This is a genomic window from Desulfonatronum thiodismutans (assembly GCF_000717475.1).
Lineage (GTDB): Bacteria > Desulfobacterota > Desulfovibrionia > Desulfovibrionales > Desulfonatronaceae > Desulfonatronum > Desulfonatronum thiodismutans.
Window position 1 is genome coordinate 164,822 of record NZ_JPIK01000021.1, and the last position, 17,373, is coordinate 182,194.

Annotated in this window: 14 protein-coding genes; 7 read left to right on the forward strand and 7 right to left on the reverse strand. The window is 60.1% G+C overall.

Annotation, left to right across the window (positions count from 1 at the left end; genetic code table 11):
* Window positions 1-56: 56 nt before the first annotated feature.
* The 4 genes from GY33_RS0116145 to GY33_RS0116160 are packed head-to-tail and all read left to right on the forward strand — an operon-like array spanning window position 57 to window position 6,106.
* Window positions 57-2,714: a PEP/pyruvate-binding domain-containing protein gene (locus tag GY33_RS0116145; RefSeq protein ID WP_051822739.1), complete on the forward strand. Its 2,658-nt coding sequence runs from the start codon at window positions 57-59 to the stop codon at window positions 2,712-2,714.
* Window positions 2,715-2,723: 9 nt separating this feature from the next.
* Entirely contained in the window at window positions 2,724-3,998 is a 1,275-nt protein-coding gene (locus tag GY33_RS0116150; RefSeq protein WP_051822740.1) for a response regulator, read from the forward strand.
* Complete coding sequence (locus GY33_RS0116155; RefSeq protein WP_031388331.1) at window positions 3,988-5,760, forward strand: sensor histidine kinase; 1,773 nt, start codon at window positions 3,988-3,990, stop codon at window positions 5,758-5,760. Before GY33_RS0116150 ends, GY33_RS0116155 begins: the two co-directional genes overlap by 11 nt.
* Entirely contained in the window at window positions 5,738-6,106 is a 369-nt protein-coding gene (locus GY33_RS0116160; protein WP_031388332.1) for a response regulator, read from the forward strand. Before GY33_RS0116155 ends, GY33_RS0116160 begins: the two co-directional genes overlap by 23 nt.
* A 1-nt stretch (window position 6,107) precedes the next feature.
* Here the strand turns inward: GY33_RS0116160 and GY33_RS0116165 are convergent, their stop codons facing one another.
* Window positions 6,108-7,328 (reverse strand): response regulator, encoded by a 1,221-nt coding sequence (locus GY33_RS0116165; protein WP_031388333.1) that lies wholly within the window; start codon window positions 7,326-7,328, stop codon window positions 6,108-6,110.
* 15 nt (window positions 7,329-7,343) lie between these two features.
* Entirely contained in the window at window positions 7,344-9,203 is a 1,860-nt protein-coding gene (locus GY33_RS0116170) for an SLC13 family permease (protein WP_031388334.1), read from the reverse strand.
* 271 nt (window positions 9,204-9,474) lie between these two features.
* Here GY33_RS0116170 and GY33_RS0116180 point away from each other — a divergent pair, with 271 nt between their 5' ends.
* Window positions 9,475-10,155: a sensor histidine kinase gene (locus GY33_RS0116180; RefSeq protein ID WP_031388335.1), complete on the forward strand. Its 681-nt coding sequence runs from the start codon at window positions 9,475-9,477 to the stop codon at window positions 10,153-10,155.
* Between the two features lie 15 nt (window positions 10,156-10,170).
* On the opposite strand, the gene GY33_RS0116185 is transcribed toward GY33_RS0116180, so the two are convergent.
* The 5 genes from GY33_RS0116185 to GY33_RS0116205 all read right to left on the reverse strand — a co-directional run bounded on the left by GY33_RS0116185 (window position 10,171) and on the right by GY33_RS0116205 (window position 15,231).
* Complete coding sequence (locus GY33_RS0116185) at window positions 10,171-12,702, reverse strand: PEP/pyruvate-binding domain-containing protein (RefSeq protein WP_031388336.1); 2,532 nt, start codon at window positions 12,700-12,702, stop codon at window positions 10,171-10,173.
* A 122-nt stretch (window positions 12,703-12,824) separates the two neighbouring features.
* Complete coding sequence (locus GY33_RS0116190; RefSeq protein ID WP_031388337.1) at window positions 12,825-13,217, reverse strand: response regulator; 393 nt, start codon at window positions 13,215-13,217, stop codon at window positions 12,825-12,827.
* Window positions 13,214-13,624 (reverse strand): response regulator, encoded by a 411-nt coding sequence (locus tag GY33_RS0116195; protein ID WP_051822741.1) that lies wholly within the window; start codon window positions 13,622-13,624, stop codon window positions 13,214-13,216. The genes GY33_RS0116190 and GY33_RS0116195 overlap by 4 nt, the downstream gene beginning before the upstream one ends.
* 11 nt (window positions 13,625-13,635) lie before the next feature.
* On the reverse strand, window positions 13,636-14,067 hold the full coding sequence (locus GY33_RS0116200) for a response regulator (RefSeq protein ID WP_031388339.1): 432 nt from the start codon (window positions 14,065-14,067) through the stop codon (window positions 13,636-13,638).
* Window positions 14,068-14,205: 138 nt separating this feature from the next.
* A complete protein-coding gene (locus tag GY33_RS0116205) occupies window positions 14,206-15,231 on the reverse strand; it encodes a sensor histidine kinase (protein WP_051822742.1) in 1,026 nt (341 codons plus the stop codon).
* A 113-nt stretch (window positions 15,232-15,344) separates the two neighbouring features.
* Here GY33_RS0116205 and GY33_RS0116210 point away from each other — a divergent pair, with 113 nt between their 5' ends.
* Complete coding sequence (locus GY33_RS0116210) at window positions 15,345-16,838, forward strand: sigma-54 interaction domain-containing protein (RefSeq protein WP_051822743.1); 1,494 nt, start codon at window positions 15,345-15,347, stop codon at window positions 16,836-16,838.
* 36 nt (window positions 16,839-16,874) lie between these two features.
* Complete coding sequence (locus GY33_RS0116215; RefSeq protein WP_031388342.1) at window positions 16,875-17,258, forward strand: response regulator; 384 nt, start codon at window positions 16,875-16,877, stop codon at window positions 17,256-17,258.
* Window positions 17,259-17,373 lie beyond the last annotated feature (115 nt).

Genomic DNA, 17,373 nt, shown 5'->3' on the forward strand with positions numbered 1-17,373 from the left:
CATCATGCAACCGCTGAACCTCTGAACCGTGAACCGTTGAGCCCCTAACACCCCCCATGACCGCACTGCTCACCCGCATCAAACGCCTGTTCAGCCGGACTCCGGAGATAGACGAGGTCGAGGCCGCGGCGGTGGGCGCGCTGTTCAAGGGCAAGTACAATTCTTTCAAGCGGCTTTTGGAAGCCAACAATCAGGCTTTGCGGGTGATGACCGAGCTGGATCAGACCCTGAAGGGCATGCACAGCTTCGGCATGGTCTTTGTGCGGTCCCGGTGTACGGCAGTTACCGTGGACGTCTATTCCATCGTCAAAAATCTCCGGGAACTGGCGGGTGGCGGATACGCGGATCTGGAGCCGGCCTTCCGGAATATCCGCGCCGATATCCGCGGGATTCTGGAGCGACGTCGCGTCAGTCCGGTCACGGACTTCGTCCTGGACCTGGAGGCCGTAGACAAGGAAATGGCCGACGCGGTGGGCGGCAAGATGGCCAATCTTGGTGAAATTCTGAAGCGTTTTCCGGATCTGCGCATTCCCCACGGATTCGTGGTCACCGTCGCCGGATACGAGCGGTTCATGGCCCACACCATGCTGCAAAAGGAGATCGACCGTCGTCTCCAGTCCACGGAAATGGAGGACCCTTCGGCCCTGTACCGGGTCAGCTCGGAGATTCAGTTGGCGATCATCAACGCCGAGATTCCCGAGGATCTGCGGCGGGCCATTGAGGCGGCCTACGGTAGGCTGGAGGCGCGGACCCGCGCCGGGGTCAAAGTTTCCCTGCGGTCCAGCGCCGTGGGGGAAGACGCTTCCGGAGCATCCTTCGCAGGCCAATACCGGTCGGAGTTGAACGTCAACCCAAACAACCTGCTTGCTTCCTTTAAGGAAATTCTGGCTGGAAAGTATTCCGTGACCGCCATTTCCTACCGTTTGAACCGGGGCATCAAGGACGAGGACGTGCCCATGTGCGTGGGGTGCATGGCCATGGTGGACGCCCGGGCCGGCGGGGTGGCCTACTCCCGCAGTCCGACGGACATTCGGGCAAACGCACTGTTGATCAATGCCGTGCCCGGACTGCCCAAGGCCGTGGTGGACGGCAGCGTGACTCCGGATCTGTGGGTTGTTTCCCGGACCGATCCGGAGCGGATATTGAAGGAAGTGGTGGCGCGGAAGACGGAAAAGTTTCAATGTCTGCCTGAGGAAGGCGTGACCCGCGTTGCCCTCGATCCGAACGAGGGACGTCTCCCTTCCTTGGACCGGGCCATGGTCGCTGAGGTGGCCCAGGCGACCATACGACTGGAAGAGGGGTTTGAGACGCCGGTGGATGTGGAATGGGTGCTGGACGAAGAAGGGCGTCTGGTGATCGTGCAGTGTCGCCCGTTGACGCAGCTGCCGCAAGAAGGGGACGCGGAAGCCGTTGCACCGGATGGAGGCGTGACCGGCGAAACGGTCCCGGATGACGTGGTGCTTCAGGGCGGGGACACGGCCAGTCCCGGCATTGCCGCGGGGCCGGTCTTCGTGGTCCGGGCCAACGACGATATATTGCGGTTTCCAACGGGCGCGGTCCTAGTGGCCGCGCGGGCCCATCCCCGCTGGGCCACGCTGTTGCCCCGGGCCGCGGCCGTGATCACCGAAACCGGAGGCATCACCGGGCATCTGGCCAACGTGGCTCGGGAGTTCGGGCTTCCGGCGCTGTTCAACGTCCCCGAGGCGACGCGAAAACTCGGGACCGGGGAAGAGGTCACCCTGGACGCGGACATGCGCCGGGTGCATTCCGGGCGGGTGGAGCGGCTTTTGGCCCAGCAGCGGCCCCGCAAGGGACTGATGGAAGGCACCCCGGTCCATGAGACCTTGAAGGAGGTGGTCCGGCTGATCACGCCGCTGAACCTGACCGACCCGGCCGGACCGGATTTCAAGGCCGGGAATTGCCAAACCCTGCACGATATCACCCGCTTTTGCCATGAGATGAGCGTCCGGGAGATGTTCTCCTTTGGGCAAGAGACGGCCCTGGTCCGGCGGGCCGGCAAGCGTCTGGTGGTGGACGTGCCCATGCAGTGGTGGGTGCTGGACCTGGAGGACGGGTTCCGAGATCCGGTGACGGGTCCGCACGTGCATATCTCCAATATTCAGTCCCAGCCCATGCAGGCGTTGTGGGCCGGGATCACGGCCAAGCCCTGGGCCGGGCCACCGGCCGTGGACGGCAGGGGGTTCATGTCCGTGATGCTCCAGGCCGCTTCCAATCCGAACCTCAACGCGGATGGGGCCTCGGAGTACGCCCAGCGTAACTACTTCATGATCTCCCGGTATTTTTGCAATCTGACCTCCAGAATGGGCTTTCATTTCTCCACGGTGGAGACCCTGGCGGGGGATCCGGCGTATGAGAACTACGCCCGCTTTTCGTTCAAGGGCGGAGCCGCGGACCTGCGGCGACGGGTCATGCGCACCCGGTTCATCGCGTCCGTGCTGGAGGAGCAAGGCTTTGAAATCGAGTCCCACGAGGACATGCTCATCGCCCGGATCAGCGGTCGCCCCCTGGAGGAAACATTGGCGGCTTTGCGGATTCTCGGTTATCTGACCATCCATACCCGGCAGTTGGACATGATCATGCTCAATCCGGATCAGGTGTCCTATTACCGGGCTATGCTGTGCACGGACATCGGGGGCATGGTCCAGGATGGGCGTTGCGTCCTGAATCAGACATCGGATCTCCAATCTCAATAAGGCAAGCTCATGGGCATCATCAGTATTTTTCACGGAAGCTTCTGTCACGAAAAAGAAGTCGTCGCGCTGGTCACGCAGCGGATCGGCATGGTGGAGCTGGAGGACCGGAAACTCCTGGAGCTGACCCAGGCCCGGTTCGGGGTGCAAGCCCTGGCGTTAGAGCGATCCTTGTTTCAGGGGAAGTGGAGTGGGGCTTTTTTCGCCGTTGAAAAGCGGCTTCACTTGGCCATGGTCCGCCGGACCCTGGCGGATATGCTGGTGGACCTGGAACAGGACAAGGTCCTTTGTTCGGGCTTTCTTGCACACCTGGTGCCCCGTTCCGTGAACCACGTCTTCCACGTTTGCCTGATCGCGGAGTTCGGGTACCGGGTGGACCGGGCCATTGCCGACCTGAAGCTTTCCATGGAACTGGCCCGTGAGCAGGTGGCCGGGGACGACCGGGTCCGGGCGGCCTGGACCGAGGAGCTGCTTCGCAAGGAGCCCTGGGACCATACGCTGTACGACCTGGTCCTGCCCATGGATCGCAAAAGCGTGGAAGAGGGCGCGGCTGCCATTGTTGAGCATTCCCGAAAGGATCTGCTCCAACCCGACGATTTGTCCCGCAAGGCGCTCAGGGATTTTCAGCTCCAGGCCGAGGTGGAACTGGCTCTGGCCGAAGAAGGGCACGCGGGGCAGGTCAAGGCGGAGAGCGGCCGGGTTGAACTGCTCATCACCCAGAACGTGATCATGCTCTCCAAGCTGGAAGAGGAACTGCGGGACATCGTGATCCGGGTCCCTGGAGTCAAGGAAGTGATCATCAACCTGAGTCCGGAATTCTATCAAAAAAACATGTACCGACAACATCAGCCCGAACAACGGGGGAAATTGCTGCTGGTGGATGACGAACGGGAGTTCGTGCACACCTTGTCCGAACGGCTGTTGATGCGGGAAATCGGCTCCGCGGTGGTGTATGACGGGGAGCAGGCCCTGGCCTTCGTGGATGAAGACGAGCCGGACGTGATGGTCCTGGACCTGAAAATGCCCGGAATTGACGGCCTGGAGGTTCTGCGTCGAGTCAAGCGGGCCCATCCCCAGGTTCAGGTGATCATTCTCACCGGCCACGGTTCCAAGGAAGATGAACGGAATTGCATGGATGCCGGAGCCTTCGCCTACCTGCAAAAGCCGGTGGACATCGACATCCTGACCCGGCTCCTGGAGCAGGCCCGGTCACGGAATCCGGACCATGTCCAGGAGGAGAAACAGGCCCGGACAACAAGCCCTACCGAGCACGAGAATGGCGCGTAACGCCCTTGTCATGCTCTGGGAGCGCTTTAAACCGGCGTTTTGGGACGCCGACGATCCATCCGAGCCCGGGGTGGATGGGGGTGGATTCAACTATCGGCGGATCTGGAAGCTGGTGGTCCTGCTGGTGACCACGGTATCCGTGGTTCCGCTGCTGGTGATCACGTTCATGGACTACAACCTGAACCGCAAGGCCATGCAGGCGGATTTCGTCTATCCGATCAACAGTCTGCTTTCCAATACCAAGTTGAGTCTGGCGTCCTTCCTGCAACAGCGTCAGGCAGTGCTGGAATTCATTGTCGCTGATCATTCGCTGGAAGAACTCTCAGACGAGTTTTTTCTCCATGAACTCTATCATAATATGAAGGCCGCTTTTGGTGGATTCGTGGATGTCGGTTTGATTGACGGATACGGAAAGCAGCTGGCCTATGTCGGGCCGTTCGATCTGAAGGGCAAGGACTATTCGGAACAGGACTGGTTTGCCGAAGTCCTGGATCGACGGGTGTTTATCAGCGATGTTTTTCTCGGTTTTCGAGACGTGCCGCATTTCGTGATCGCCGTGAAGCGGATCTGTTATGACGGCACGATTATGATTCTTCGAGCAACCATCGATACGGAACAGTTCTTCAATCTGGTGCAGTCTTTGAACCTGAGAGCCACGACGGACGCGTTTCTGGTCAATAGACAAGGCGTGCTGCAAACCCCCAGCTTTTCTCACGGCGATGTGTTGAACGAAATTTCGTACCCCGTACCTCCGTACTCGGACGTTCCGGTCATTTTTGAAATCGAGGATATCCGACAAAACCCCGCCTACATGGGATACGTTTATGTGGAAAATACGCCGTTCATCTTCATGGTGGTCAAGCAACAGCAGGAGATGATGCGCAACTGGTGGCGGTTGCGTATGGAAATGTTTGGTTTTTTGCTGATCAGCGTGACCTGCATCGTGGCGGTCATTTTAACTTCGGCAACTGTATTGGTGCGGCGGATTTATGAGGCGGACAGAAAGCGCTCCATCGCTTTGCATACGGTGGAACATACCAACAAGATGGCCTCCATCGGACGCTTGGCCGCCGGCGTGGCCCATGAGATCAACAATCCACTGGCCGTGATCAATGAAAAAGCCGGCCTGATAAAGGATATCTTCTCATTTTCGGACAAATACGGCCAGGACAAGAAACTCTTGTCCTTGGTGGACTCCATCCTGATGTCCGTGGAGCGCTGCAGCGCCATTACCCATCGGCTGCTGGGGTTTGCCCGGCATGTGGACGTCCAGTTGGAGCAGGTGGATGTGGTGCAGACGGTGCGGGATGTACTGGGTTTTCTGGACAAGGAGGCCCAGTACCGGGATATCCATGTCAGTTTGGATATTCAGGAGAATGTTCCGATGATCCATACGGACAAGGGGCAGCTGCAGCAGGTGCTGCTGAACATCGTGAACAATGCCTTTGCCGCGGTCCAGGATGGCGGAATGATTGCCATTGCCTTGGACGTTCCCCAGCCTTCGGAGGTTCAAATCTCCATAACGGACAATGGATGCGGTATTTCGCCGGAAAACATGAAGCGGATTTTCGAGCCTTTTTTTTCCACCAAGTCCAAGCAAGGGACGGGGCTGGGCCTGTCCATAACCTACGGGTTGGTCAAAAAGCTGGGTGGCTTGATCCATGTTCAGTCGGAGCTGGGTCGGGGAACCACGTTCACAGTAACGCTGCCTGTGGCTCGTGCGCAAAAGGAGGAGGAAAGTGCGAATTCTGCTTGTGGATGACGAGCTTGAGCTTGTTTCCGCCTTGGCCGAGCGGCTGGCGATTCGGGGCATTGCCGCGGACTATGCCATCACCGGGGATCAGGCTTTGCGCATGGCTGGAGAAAACGACTACGACCTGGCTGTGTTGGATGTGAAGATGCCTCATGTGAGCGGTCTGGAGTTGTGGGATCAGCTCCATGTTCTGCATCCGCGAATGCGTTGCATCTTTCTGACCGGGCACACCTCGGAGCGGGACTTTCAGGCCGGAACCCGCGCCGGGGCGTTGTATCTGCTCAAACCATTGAAAATCGAAGTGCTGATTCAGAATATTCGCCAATTGTTGGAGAGTCAGGGGAAGATAGGGTGACTCATCCCTTTTTCCGCTCGGTGTCCAGCGTGGCGTAAGCCCGGCGGATAGTTTCAGTGAGTTCCTTGAAATCCACGGGCTTTTGCAGGCAGGCGAAAGCTCCCTGGTTCAGGCAGGTTTGAAAATCCTTCTCGTTGCCCGTGCCGGAAAGGATGATCACCGGCACACGGGGATGGCCTTGGCGAATCATGCGCAGGACGTCCATGCCGTGAATTTCGGGCATTTTCAGGTCCAGGAGGATCACTTCGGGCTCGTCTTCCTCCACCACCCGCAGGGCTTGCTCCCCGCTGGTGACCACGGCCGCTCCCATTTCGCGCATTTTGAGCCGCTCGGACAGGGTCACGGCAAAATCCCGTTCATCGTCCACCACCAGCACCTTGGCCGGGTTTTCAAAGTCGAAGGGGCGATAGACATCGGTCCGGTAGATATCCGGACCCAGCCTGACTTCCAGGGGGGCGTCCCCGGCCTCGTCCCGGACGATGGCCCTTAGCTCCTCTTCCAGACGCTCCGGCCGGACAACGTTCTTGTCCACGTGCAGTTCGATCCGGCCCAGCTTCACGTCCGTCCGGAGCACATGGCCCTTGACGGCCAGAGCCGCCTCCACCCTGGCCGCCAGGGCGAAGTCCATCGCCGCCTGGGAGGATTCCTGGGTGGGCAGGGTAACGGCGCGCTGAGCCCGATCCTGGATCAGGTCCGCGGCGTCCTGGACCGGGGTCGCATCCATGGGGATCAGGATGTCGCAGGGCGAGGATCGTCCGGGATCCTTTTGAGCCAGGAAGTCGGTCCAGCGGGTTCGGGCCTCGTCCTCCTGGGCGATCAACTTGGTCAGAGCCTTGGGGTCCAGGTGGTGGGACCGGGCCGCGGTCTGGAGCCGAAATGCCTCGTCCGCGGCTAAGCAGACCTTGAGCACATGGGTCATGGTCTTGGGAACCAGGGAACCGGCCAGGCCCAGGAGCAGCAGATCGTCCTCGAGCAGGCGCCGGGCTACCACGGCCTTGTAGCAGCTCACGCAGCGCTCCCGTTCCCGGGTGAAGGTGTTGAACACGGACGGTTTGCCGAACAGGGCGCGGTAGAACTTGTTTTCCGAAAGCCCATAGGTCGAGGCGGCCTCGGCGATAATTTGGCGATCCTCCAAAACCTTCAGGGAGAGGGCTTTGGCAACGGCGCCGGCTACTTCCTGTTCCTGGCAGTAGGCGGCACTGTAAATGGTCAATATAGGCATGGGTGTACCTCGGAGCTAGAAGAGCAGGTTGAGCACTGTCAGGGACACGATAAGAAACAGTACGGTCATGATCCCTCCGGCGCGCAGGAAGTCGGCGTTGCGGTAGCCGCCGGGGCCCATGATCAGCGCGTTGACTTGGTGCGTGGGGATCAGAAACGAGTTGGACGTGCTGATGGCCACGGTCAGGGCGAACATGGCCGGATCGGCCCCAGCCAGCACGGCGATGTTCACGGCCAGGGGCACCAGCAGAACCGTGGCCCCCACGTTGGACATCAGCAGCGTGAAGACCGTACTGAGCACGGCCACAGCGGCTTGAAGCACCCAGATCGGAACGTCGCCCAGCAGGTTGAGAGTCTGCACCGCGATCCAGGCCGCCGTGCCCGTGGACTCCACGGCCATGCCCAAGGGAATCAGGCTGGCCAGCAGAAAAACCGACTGCCAGCTCACGCTTTTGTAGGCCTCGTCCATGGTCAGCACGCCGCTGACGATCATGGCCGCGGCCCCGGCCATCAGGGAGACGGACAGTCGTAGATCGCTGAACAGCACCAAAACCATGGTGATCAGGGAAATGGCCAGGGCGTGGGGCATCTTCTCATGCAGGATCACCTCGTGGGGAAAGTTGGAGGTGACCACCACGAAGTCCGGGTTCTTCTCCAGGGCTGCCAGGTCTTCCCAGAGACTGTGCAGCACCAACGTGTCTCCGGATTGCAAAGGCAGATCCCGCAGGTTGCCGCGGATGACCTTCCCGGCGCGGTTCACGGCCAGAACCGAGATGCCGTGGGTCTTGCGCATCCGGACGTCCTGGAAGGTCTTGCCGATCAGATTGGAGCGCGGCGGGACGACCACCTCGGAAATTCCGGCCTGGGACGCGGAAAGCACCTCGGCGAAGTGGGTGAGCATGCCCGAACATTGCAGGTCCATCTCCTGACAGACGTCGCCGATGTCCGCGCGCGCTCCCAGCAGGCCGATCTGGGAGCCGGCCTGGATGACGATGTCGTGGGCTGGGGCGATGCGCAGATCCCGGTTTTGGTAAAGGCCGATGACCGCGACCCGGTTGCCGAACAGGCTTTCGGCGTCAGCCACGGTCTTGCCGTCCAGGAGGCTGCCGGCAAAGACGTGGATCTCGAAGATGTCGCCCTCAAGGCCGTACAATCGGCGGAAGTACTCCACAGTGGAAACTTCCTGATCCTGCCCTTTTTTTGCCGGCAGAACGTAGGGACCCAGGAGCACGAAATAGACGATGCCGGTCAGAATCAAAGCGACGCCCACCGGAGTCACGTCGAAGATGGCGAAGGTGCGCATGGGAGCGACGCCTTCGGGCAGCATCCGGTTGGAGGTGGCGATCAGATCATTGAGCAGGATCAGCGGACTGGAGCCGATCATGGTCAGGGTCCCGCCGAGAATGGCGCAAAAGCCCATGGGCATCAGCAGGCGGGACATGGGCAGGCCGGTGCGCATGGCGATGCGCTTGATCACGGACATGAACAGGGCCGCCGCGCCCACGTTCTGCATGAACCCGGAGACCACGCCCACGGTTCCGGAGATAACCGGCACGATCCGGCGCTCGGTCTGTCCGCCGACGCGCAGGATCAGGGAGGCCAGCTTGCTCATCAGGCCGGTCTTGTCCAGGGCTTTGCCCAAAATGATCACGGCGATGATGGAGATCACGGCGTTGCTGGCAAAGCCCCTGAACAACTGGTCGCCGGGAACCAGGGCGGGCACACCGGGGATCAGGCCCATGACCCCCAGGATCATCATGATGGTCACCGCGGCCACGTCCACCCGAACCACTTCGGAGATGAACAGGATGACGGTCAAGCCGAGGATTCCCAGAACCCACAGCATTTCCGGCGTCAATGGAATCGATTCAGCCATGCACTCCCCGCTTGTTGAAGATGATTCGCTTCCTTTTTGCTTCCTTGGCCGACCTTTTCGCGGCGATCCGGGGCCTTTTAAAGGGCGGTTCGGGCAAGAAGAAGCTTTTCGTGTAGCTCATGGTCCGGGATGTGTCGACCCGATCTCGATTAGCGGCGGTTTTGCATGGTTAAGGGTGGAGCATTCGGCGGCATGCCGCATCTTTAAACGCTCCAGGGACAAGCGCGGGATGAAGACGGACGGATAACTTCTTTCCACAAAGCGAGGGCGCATGCGGCGTGAAGAATGGAAACGACTCTATGGTCAGGAACTGGGTTTTTTCGCGGCGATTTCGGCCAGCGTTACGCATGAAATCAAGAACCATCTGGCGATCATCAACGAACAGAATGGGTTGCTGGGGGACATGCTGGCCATGGATGCCGATGACGGCCCAGTCTATCGAAAGCGCCTGAGCAAGGTGGTTCAGGATGTGGCCGATCAGGTGACCAAGGCGGATGCGGTGGTCCGACGCTTCAACACCTTTGCCCATACGGCCGACAGTCCGGTTGGGGCCGTGGACATCGCTGACTTTCTGAAGCTGTTTGGGGAGATATCCGCAAGGCTGGCCCGGCGCAAGAGGGCGACCGTGCTCGTGGAGCCGGGTGCTGAATGCGTGACCATCCGGACCAGACCCTTTGAGTTGCTGCATCTGTTGTTTTGCGCGATGAACGTCCTGCTTGACTCCGGAACCTCCAAGGGGGCCCTGCGACTCCGGCTGGAGTCAGGTGCCGAAAAAGTACGTGTCCAGATGATCAGGGACGGGGACAATGGAGCTGTGGGGACGCAATCATCCGATCCGGCCCTGCCACTGCTTCTTCAGCGACTCCAGGCCTGTCTGGTCTTTGCTTCCAACGGGACGGGCCTTACGCTTGAACTGCCGCTGGAACTCATGGAGGCTCAAGAGGAGAGCTGAATATATTATCCTTTCTCAAGGCCTTGAATCGTCAAAGTTGAGATTCAGGGCCGTGTTTGGGCGTTGGACAAACGCGATCAGAGCGCCGAGAAAGGCCGCGCGACGGCGTAGTTCCGACGGATCGTGGCCCGTGGACCAAGCGCACAAACCGTCAGGGGCGAGTTCCGCGAAGAAGCCGTGAAGCCGGACCGTGTCGACCACCATGCGTTGCACGTCCGGGAGCGGGGTCCAGGGCGGGAACCACTGCCAGATAAAGCTCAAGGTGTTCATGGATGGCGACGCCTCATGGACCTGAATGTTGAACAAGGCCCGCTCCAATGAGAGGTTGAGCAGGGTCGTGCTTTCGGAAAGGATGAATATTCGCGGGCGGGGTGCTGAAAGGGGGCGGACCGAGGCCCGCAGGCGGCGAATGAAGCGCAAGAGGCGGAACTGGCGGGGAGAATTGGCGTAAAGTGTCCAGTCCGATCGGGCGATGCCCGTCCAGACGGCGTTGAGCATGGGGTGCAGGACCGGATGGAACGTCGGTGCGTGGGGCTCCGCTGGGGACGGGCGGCCCATCTGCTTTTCCAGGCACGGATCGTCCAGGTCCAGGACCCACCAGTTCAGCGGATGCGGGACCGCCAAGTGATGGAGCAGGCCGGGCGCATACGACAGTTTCAGGATTTGGCGACAAGCCAGCAGCCGACAGACTTGGGCCATGTCCCGAAGACTCTGAACGTTTTCCGTTGCAATTCGCGGGTCCAAAGGGTTGACCCGACTCAAGGGGGCTACCTGGCTCAGTATCGTGGCCAGGGTCTTGTGGGCGGGGGTTGCCGGTTGAGCGGGGTCTTGGGTGGGATGGTTGAGCGGTTCGCTTCCGTGAGGGGGCGCGAGCCGTGGGGTAGATGGCGCGAGAACGTTGCGTTGGGTCGCGTCCACGACGACATCCTGACCGTTTTGCAGCACGGCTGTGGCGTTGTGGACGCCGCAGATCGCGGGAACCTGGAACTCCCGAGCGATGGAGGCCAGGTGGCTGAATACGCCTCCTGCTTCGACCACCACCGCTGCGACGTGGGGCACAACCCCGGACCAGCGCCGCAAGGGGCGGGTGACGACGAGGACCGCTCCTTCCGGGACGTGCAGCAGGTCGTTGTTGGTGTGCGCGACAAAGACCCGCCCAGCGTCCAGGCCCGGACAAGCCGTCTCGGTTCCTTGAGCCAGAATGGTATCCTCGTAGGCGGTCGGGACTGAGGGTGGCCGAGCTGTCGGCGATGGGCCAAGCGGCGCGCCGGAAGAGGAGGCATGGCGAACATGCCGGAGCTGTTGGATAAAGTATTCACCATCCTTGGACAGGGCCCACTCCATGCGCAACGGACCGCCGCAATGGGCTTCCAGCTCCATGCCCAACCGGGCTACGTCCATAATCCGCTCGTCCTCCAGGGTGGGCTGGTCGCGCAGAAAGGGCGGGTTACTCAACAGGGAGACCCCTTCCTCGGCGAGAAAGGCCGTGAATCGTTCCGGTTTATCGACAATCCGCCGGGCGATGATCCGCGACGACTCGCGAGACACCTCCCATTCGTCCGGCTGAACATAGCCCTCGAAAACGGCCTTGGCCAAGCCGGGGACCGCGAGGACCTGCACCAAGGTGGACGCCGAGTCAGCGGAATGCCGGGTGATAATCAGTCCGGCGGCCATGGTGTCCACCATGGCCGAGCAGATCACGGCCATGGGCTGATCCTCGACCCGCAATCCGCCAATTCGGCGGTGGCGCATGGCCGTCGGCCCATATTGGGAGGCCAGAATCTCCTTGTAGGCCGTAAGCAACAGGTCTTCGCCCACGTTGACTTCGGTGCGGTGCAGCCCGGTGAACGAGCGTTCCGGAGGGGCTTCCCCGACGCAACTGGGGCGCAGGACGACACGCACGCCGCGGTGTCCGGCGGCGGATTCCAGTTCGCGGTACGCGGCCCGGACCGCGGTTTGCAATTGATCCGGCAGCTGGGCGGTGATGATGCGTTGTTGCAGTTCCGAGCTAAGCCGCAACCGGTCCACCAACGTGGCGCTTTCGTGAATTTGCAGAAGCCGATTGATTTCGTCCGCCAATCCCTGATGAACCATGAACAGCCGGTACGCCTCGGCGGTGATCACGAATCCGTCCGGAACACGCCACCCCGAGAGGTTCGAGCGCGGATGCAGCCGACGAATATCTCCCAGCAGGGCCGCTTTGTATCCCACCGCCGGGATGTTTTCCGAGTTTGCCTGAGAGAGGGGAACGATCAGCTCCGGGTTTTCCGGCGGCCCTGGAGGCGCGGCGGCGAGGTGGATGGATCGCGCCAGGTCCCGAAACGGCCCTTCGATGCCGCTCAAATCCCGCGTGCTCATTTCCCGGACGGAGCGCAGCATGGCGCAGATCGAAACGCACATACGGGTGCTCTGGGCCCGCAAAGTGGTCATGGTCGGCGGGGAGGTGTCTCGGGAGGCGAGTTCACACTCAGCGACGCGGCTGAGAAATTCGGCATCAGCGTCGGCGAGCCGGGTCCAGGCCTGCTTCAGTCCGGGCAGATCCTTCACAATACGGGATACGGACTCCTCGCGTTTGCGAGCGGTCGTGGGCAATTGCTCAAGGAACCGGGAGAGAGTGGTGGGCATGATCTGGAATGAAGCGGGGGAAAAGAAACCGCGGTGACGGCGGATCAGGCTTGGACGGGTTCAGGTCGGACGATGGTGGACGCAGCCTCATGGATTTTGGACAGAATCTCGTCCAGATTGCCTGGCTTCATCAGGTAGTCCAGCGCACCCAGTTGCCGGGCGGTTTGGGCGGATTCCATAGAGGCGTATCCTGTGAGCACGACGACCTGGGTGGCGGGGTGGCGCTGCTTGAGCACCTGGAGCAGATCCAGGCCGTCCATGTCCGACATGCGCAGATCCAGGAGCACAACGTCCGCGGGGTCCTCGGCCATCATTTCCAGAGCCGTCCGGCCTCCTTGGGCCCCGCGGATGATGAAATTGCGCTTTTGCAGCCGTTTGACCAGAGGAACTCGGAAGTCGTCCTGGTCGTCCACCACCAACACGTTGGTCCGCTTCACGCGGCCTGCGTCCCTGGATGGTGTGCCAGGGCACTGATTTTGATCAGCAGCTCGTCCAGATCACAGGGCTTCATTAGGTAGTCCGCCGCTCCCAAGGCCAGACCTTCCCTGGCGGCCTGTTCCGATCCGTGTCCGGTCAGAATGATCACCGGCATGGCCGGGTCCAGGATCTTGAAGATTTTCAACACCTCGATGCCGTCCAAGTCCTCCATTTTCAGGTCCAGTACGGCGACGTCAAAGGATCGTCCGCGCAGGGCGCGAACGCCTTCCTTGCCGGAGAGGACGGAGGTCACGGAGACGTCGCGTCGACGCAGACGCTTGGTCAGAACGTCGACGAAGCCCTGTTCATCGTCCACCAGCAGAACGTGCAGGGCCGCCAGGGGAGAGGTTCGGGAAGCGGTGGGCATGGATTCGAAAATCAGGCTCGTCGATGCATGACTTCCCTGGCTTCGGCCTCGCGGATCTTTTCTTCCCGCTCGCGCTTGACCCGCTCGGCTTTTTTGACCTTTTCCACCAGATCGTCGATTTCCGCCGGCTTCATCAGGTAGTCAAACGCACCCAGCTTCATGCCGTCAATGGCCGACTCCACGGTGCCGTGACCGGTGAGCATGATCACCTCAACCAGGGGGAAGCGGTTCTTGATTTCCTTAAGCGTGGCGATTCCGTCCATGCCGGGCATTTTCACGTCCAGGACAGCGATGTCGATGTCGTGGTGCTTGTCCAGCTGGTCCAGGGCCTCTTGTCCGCTGTAGGCGGTGAAGATTTCGAAGTCCCGCTTGGACAACCGTTTGACCATGGTGTCCACGAATGGAACTTCATCGTCCACGAGAAGAATCTTTGCCAGTGACATGTGCAGCCTCCGGGGTTGGTTGTTCAAAGGATGAGACAAAAGTCTCCGTTTCTGTCGTCGGCGTGGGATTGACGCACGGTAAATTTTTCACAAAGAAGTCTGGGTGAGTTCGAAGCGATCGTGCTTTTCCATCCGCGGTCATGTCCTCGCGCTCTCGGCAACTTTCCGCTCTTTTGGGTCCTTGGTCAAGGGGAGACGGATGGTGATGGTCGTGCCGACGTTGACCTGGCTGGCCACGGTGATGTCGCCGCCCATGTTTTTGATGATCGTGTAGCAGATCGAAAGCCCCAGGCCGGTGCCCTTGCCCACGGGTTTCGTGGTGAAGAACGGGTCGAAAATCCGGGAAAGGTTGGCTTTGGGAATGCCCATGCCCGTGTCCGCGACGGCAATCTCGGCCATGTCTCCGACGGTGTGCGTGGTGACGGTGATCGTCCCGCCCCTGCTTTCCAAGGCGTCCAGGGCGTTGTTGAACAGGTTCAGAAGAACCTGCTGCATTTCCGAGGCTGAAGCGGTGATGGGCGGCAGATCATCCGCCAGGTGCAGTTCGATTCGGGCGTTGGCGTAACGGGCGTGATTTTCAGACAAGGCGCCGACGTCTCGGATCATGGCGTTCAGATGTACCTCTTGCATCCGCAGATCGGACTTGCGGGCGAAGCTGAGCATCTTGTGGGTGATGTCCTTGCAGCGGGCGCCTTGGGTTCGGATCTGACCCAACGCTCGGCGCAACTCTTCGAAGTTCCGGGAGTTGGCCATTTCGGCGTCTTCTTGCAGCAAATCTTCCATCCACCCGGCCTCTTCGACCATGATTGCCACAGGATTGTTGATTTCATGGGCGATGCCCGCGGCCAGTTCGCCGATAGAGGCCATTTTCCCGGCCTCGATGAACTGCTCACTCATGGTCTCCATGGTCAAGGACTCTCGTAGCGCTTCGCAAGCCAGGCAACGGCGCAGCAGGACCATCGCCGCGCCGATGCCGAACAGGCCGATGCCAAGCAGTCCGGCCAGGATGACACGCAAAGTGTAGCTTTCAGGGGCCAGAACGGCGGGCGGTGAGGTTGCCAGGCTGAGCCAAAACACCGTCATGGCGGCCAAGTAGGGCAGGGTTGCGAGGCCGACGGCCATGAGCACCGTTGTGGATCGAAGTCGGGAAGCGTGTTCGGGCATGGGCCGTTTCCTTGTGATTCATCCTTGCAAGTCAGCTATGATTGCCTTTATCCTTGGCTGGTGATTTGTTCAAGTGGCCGGACGTCTTGTGATAATGATAATGGAGTCTTGAATTGTTTGAAATACATGGGTTGTTTCCCTTGGCGGTTTCATTTCAGGGATTGTTGGATGAAATCCCGCTGGGTGCGATGATTTTGGATCGGGAAAGACGGATCGTGGCCGTGAACCGGGCCATGGAAGCGTTGACCGGTTTTGATCGACGGGATTGCCGCGGAGTTCGATGTGCGCATATTCTGCGCAACGCCGTATGCATCGAGAACTGTCCGGTGGAGCGGGAGCGGTTTGACCAGGAAACGGCACCCTGTTGCCTGGATGGCAACATCATCAACCGTGACCGCAAGAAGATTCCGGTTCGGATATCCGTGACTCCGGTGAAAGACGTGGGGGGCGGGTGTTGCGGGTATCTGGAAACCGTGGAGAACACGCAACACTCCGGAGAGTGGTCCTGGAAGGCTCACCATGCCGCTCGCTTCGGACACCTGATCGGCAACAGTCCCCAGATGGAGCGCATCTTCCATATTCTGCCCATGGTCGGACAGACGGATTCGTCCGTGCTGATCACCGGTGAAACCGGGACCGGGAAGGACATCATCGCCGAGGCCATTCATCTTGCGTCGGACCGGGGCAAGGGTGCGTTCATCAAGGTCAACTGCGGGGCTCTGCCGGAAACGCTTTTGGAATCCGAACTCTTCGGCCATCAAAAAGGCGCCTTTACCGGAGCCACGGAAAGCAAGCCCGGACGGTTCAAGCTGGCTCACAACGGTACCTTGTTTCTTACGGAAATCGGGGATCTTCCTCTGGGGTTGCAAACCAAACTCCTAACCTTTCTGGACGATAAGACTGTTTTTCCCTTGGGCAGCGGCCAGGGAACCAAGGTCAACGTTCGAATCATCGCCGCGACATTACGGGATCTTGAAGCCATGGTCCGGTCCGGTCAATTCCGCAGCGATCTCCTGTTTCGATTGAACGTGATCCGGATTCATCTGCCGCCGCTACGTGAACGCGAGGGCGACGTGCGGCGGCTTCTGGACCAGTTCCTGCGCACCTTTGCCATGCAGGCCAGCAAGACGATCTCTGGGTTCTCTCCGGAAGCTCTGGACGTCCTGCTGGACTACGATTATCCGGGTAATGTCCGGGAGTTGAAGAATATCGTGGAGTATGCCGCGACCTTCTGTTTCACGGAAACAGTTCAGCGCGTCCATCTGCCGGACTACCTGCTTCGGGGAGAACGTCCTGAGGCCGACTCCACCTCCAGGCAAATCGCCGTTCGCGGGAATCGACGGAGCTTCCCGGACGAGGCTCGTCCCGGCCCGCACGATAATTTATGGGATGAAGCCCAAGGAAGAGGAACGATTTCCGAGGTGAACGATCCATTGAGTGTTCCTCAGGGCGTCCCAACGGGCTCGACCTGGAAGGACATGGAAAAACAGATGATCCTGGAAGCGCTGCGGACGGCCAAGGGCAAACGCGGTCAAGCCGCGGACGCCCTTGGTTGGGGGCGGAGCACCTTGTGGCGGAAAATGAAGCTTCTGGGGTTGGATACCTGAAGCGCCGAAGCGGTCACTCTCAAGGAGAACAAGGGCATGGAAAACGTGAGGATGCTGCTGGTGGACGACGAGGCGGATTTTTTATCCGCCATCATCAAGCGTTTGAATCACCGCGGTTACGACGTACACGGGGCCGCTGGCGGAGACGAGGCCCTGGAACTGCTCCAGCGCTTCGAAATCGACGTAGTGGTCATGGACGTAAAGATGCCCGGGCGGGACGGGCTGAGCCTGCTCCAGGAAATCAAGGACCGCTGGCCCTTGGTGGAGGTGATCATGCTCACAGGACATGCCTCCGTGGAGTCCGGAATCCGAGGCATGGAACTCGGAGCCTTCGACTACCTGATGAAACCCGCCAAACTGGACGAACTGCTCCAAAAGGTCCGACAGGCGGTGGAGCGGAAACGGCTGCGGGAGAGGTAAGGGTATAAGCCTCAACTTTCGGGGTTGCGGCCTGCTGAGCAACCATTTACGATGCTTGCCATAATTCCTGGTTCAAGCCGAAGAACTCGAAAGCTGCACCGGATACTTCGGGAAT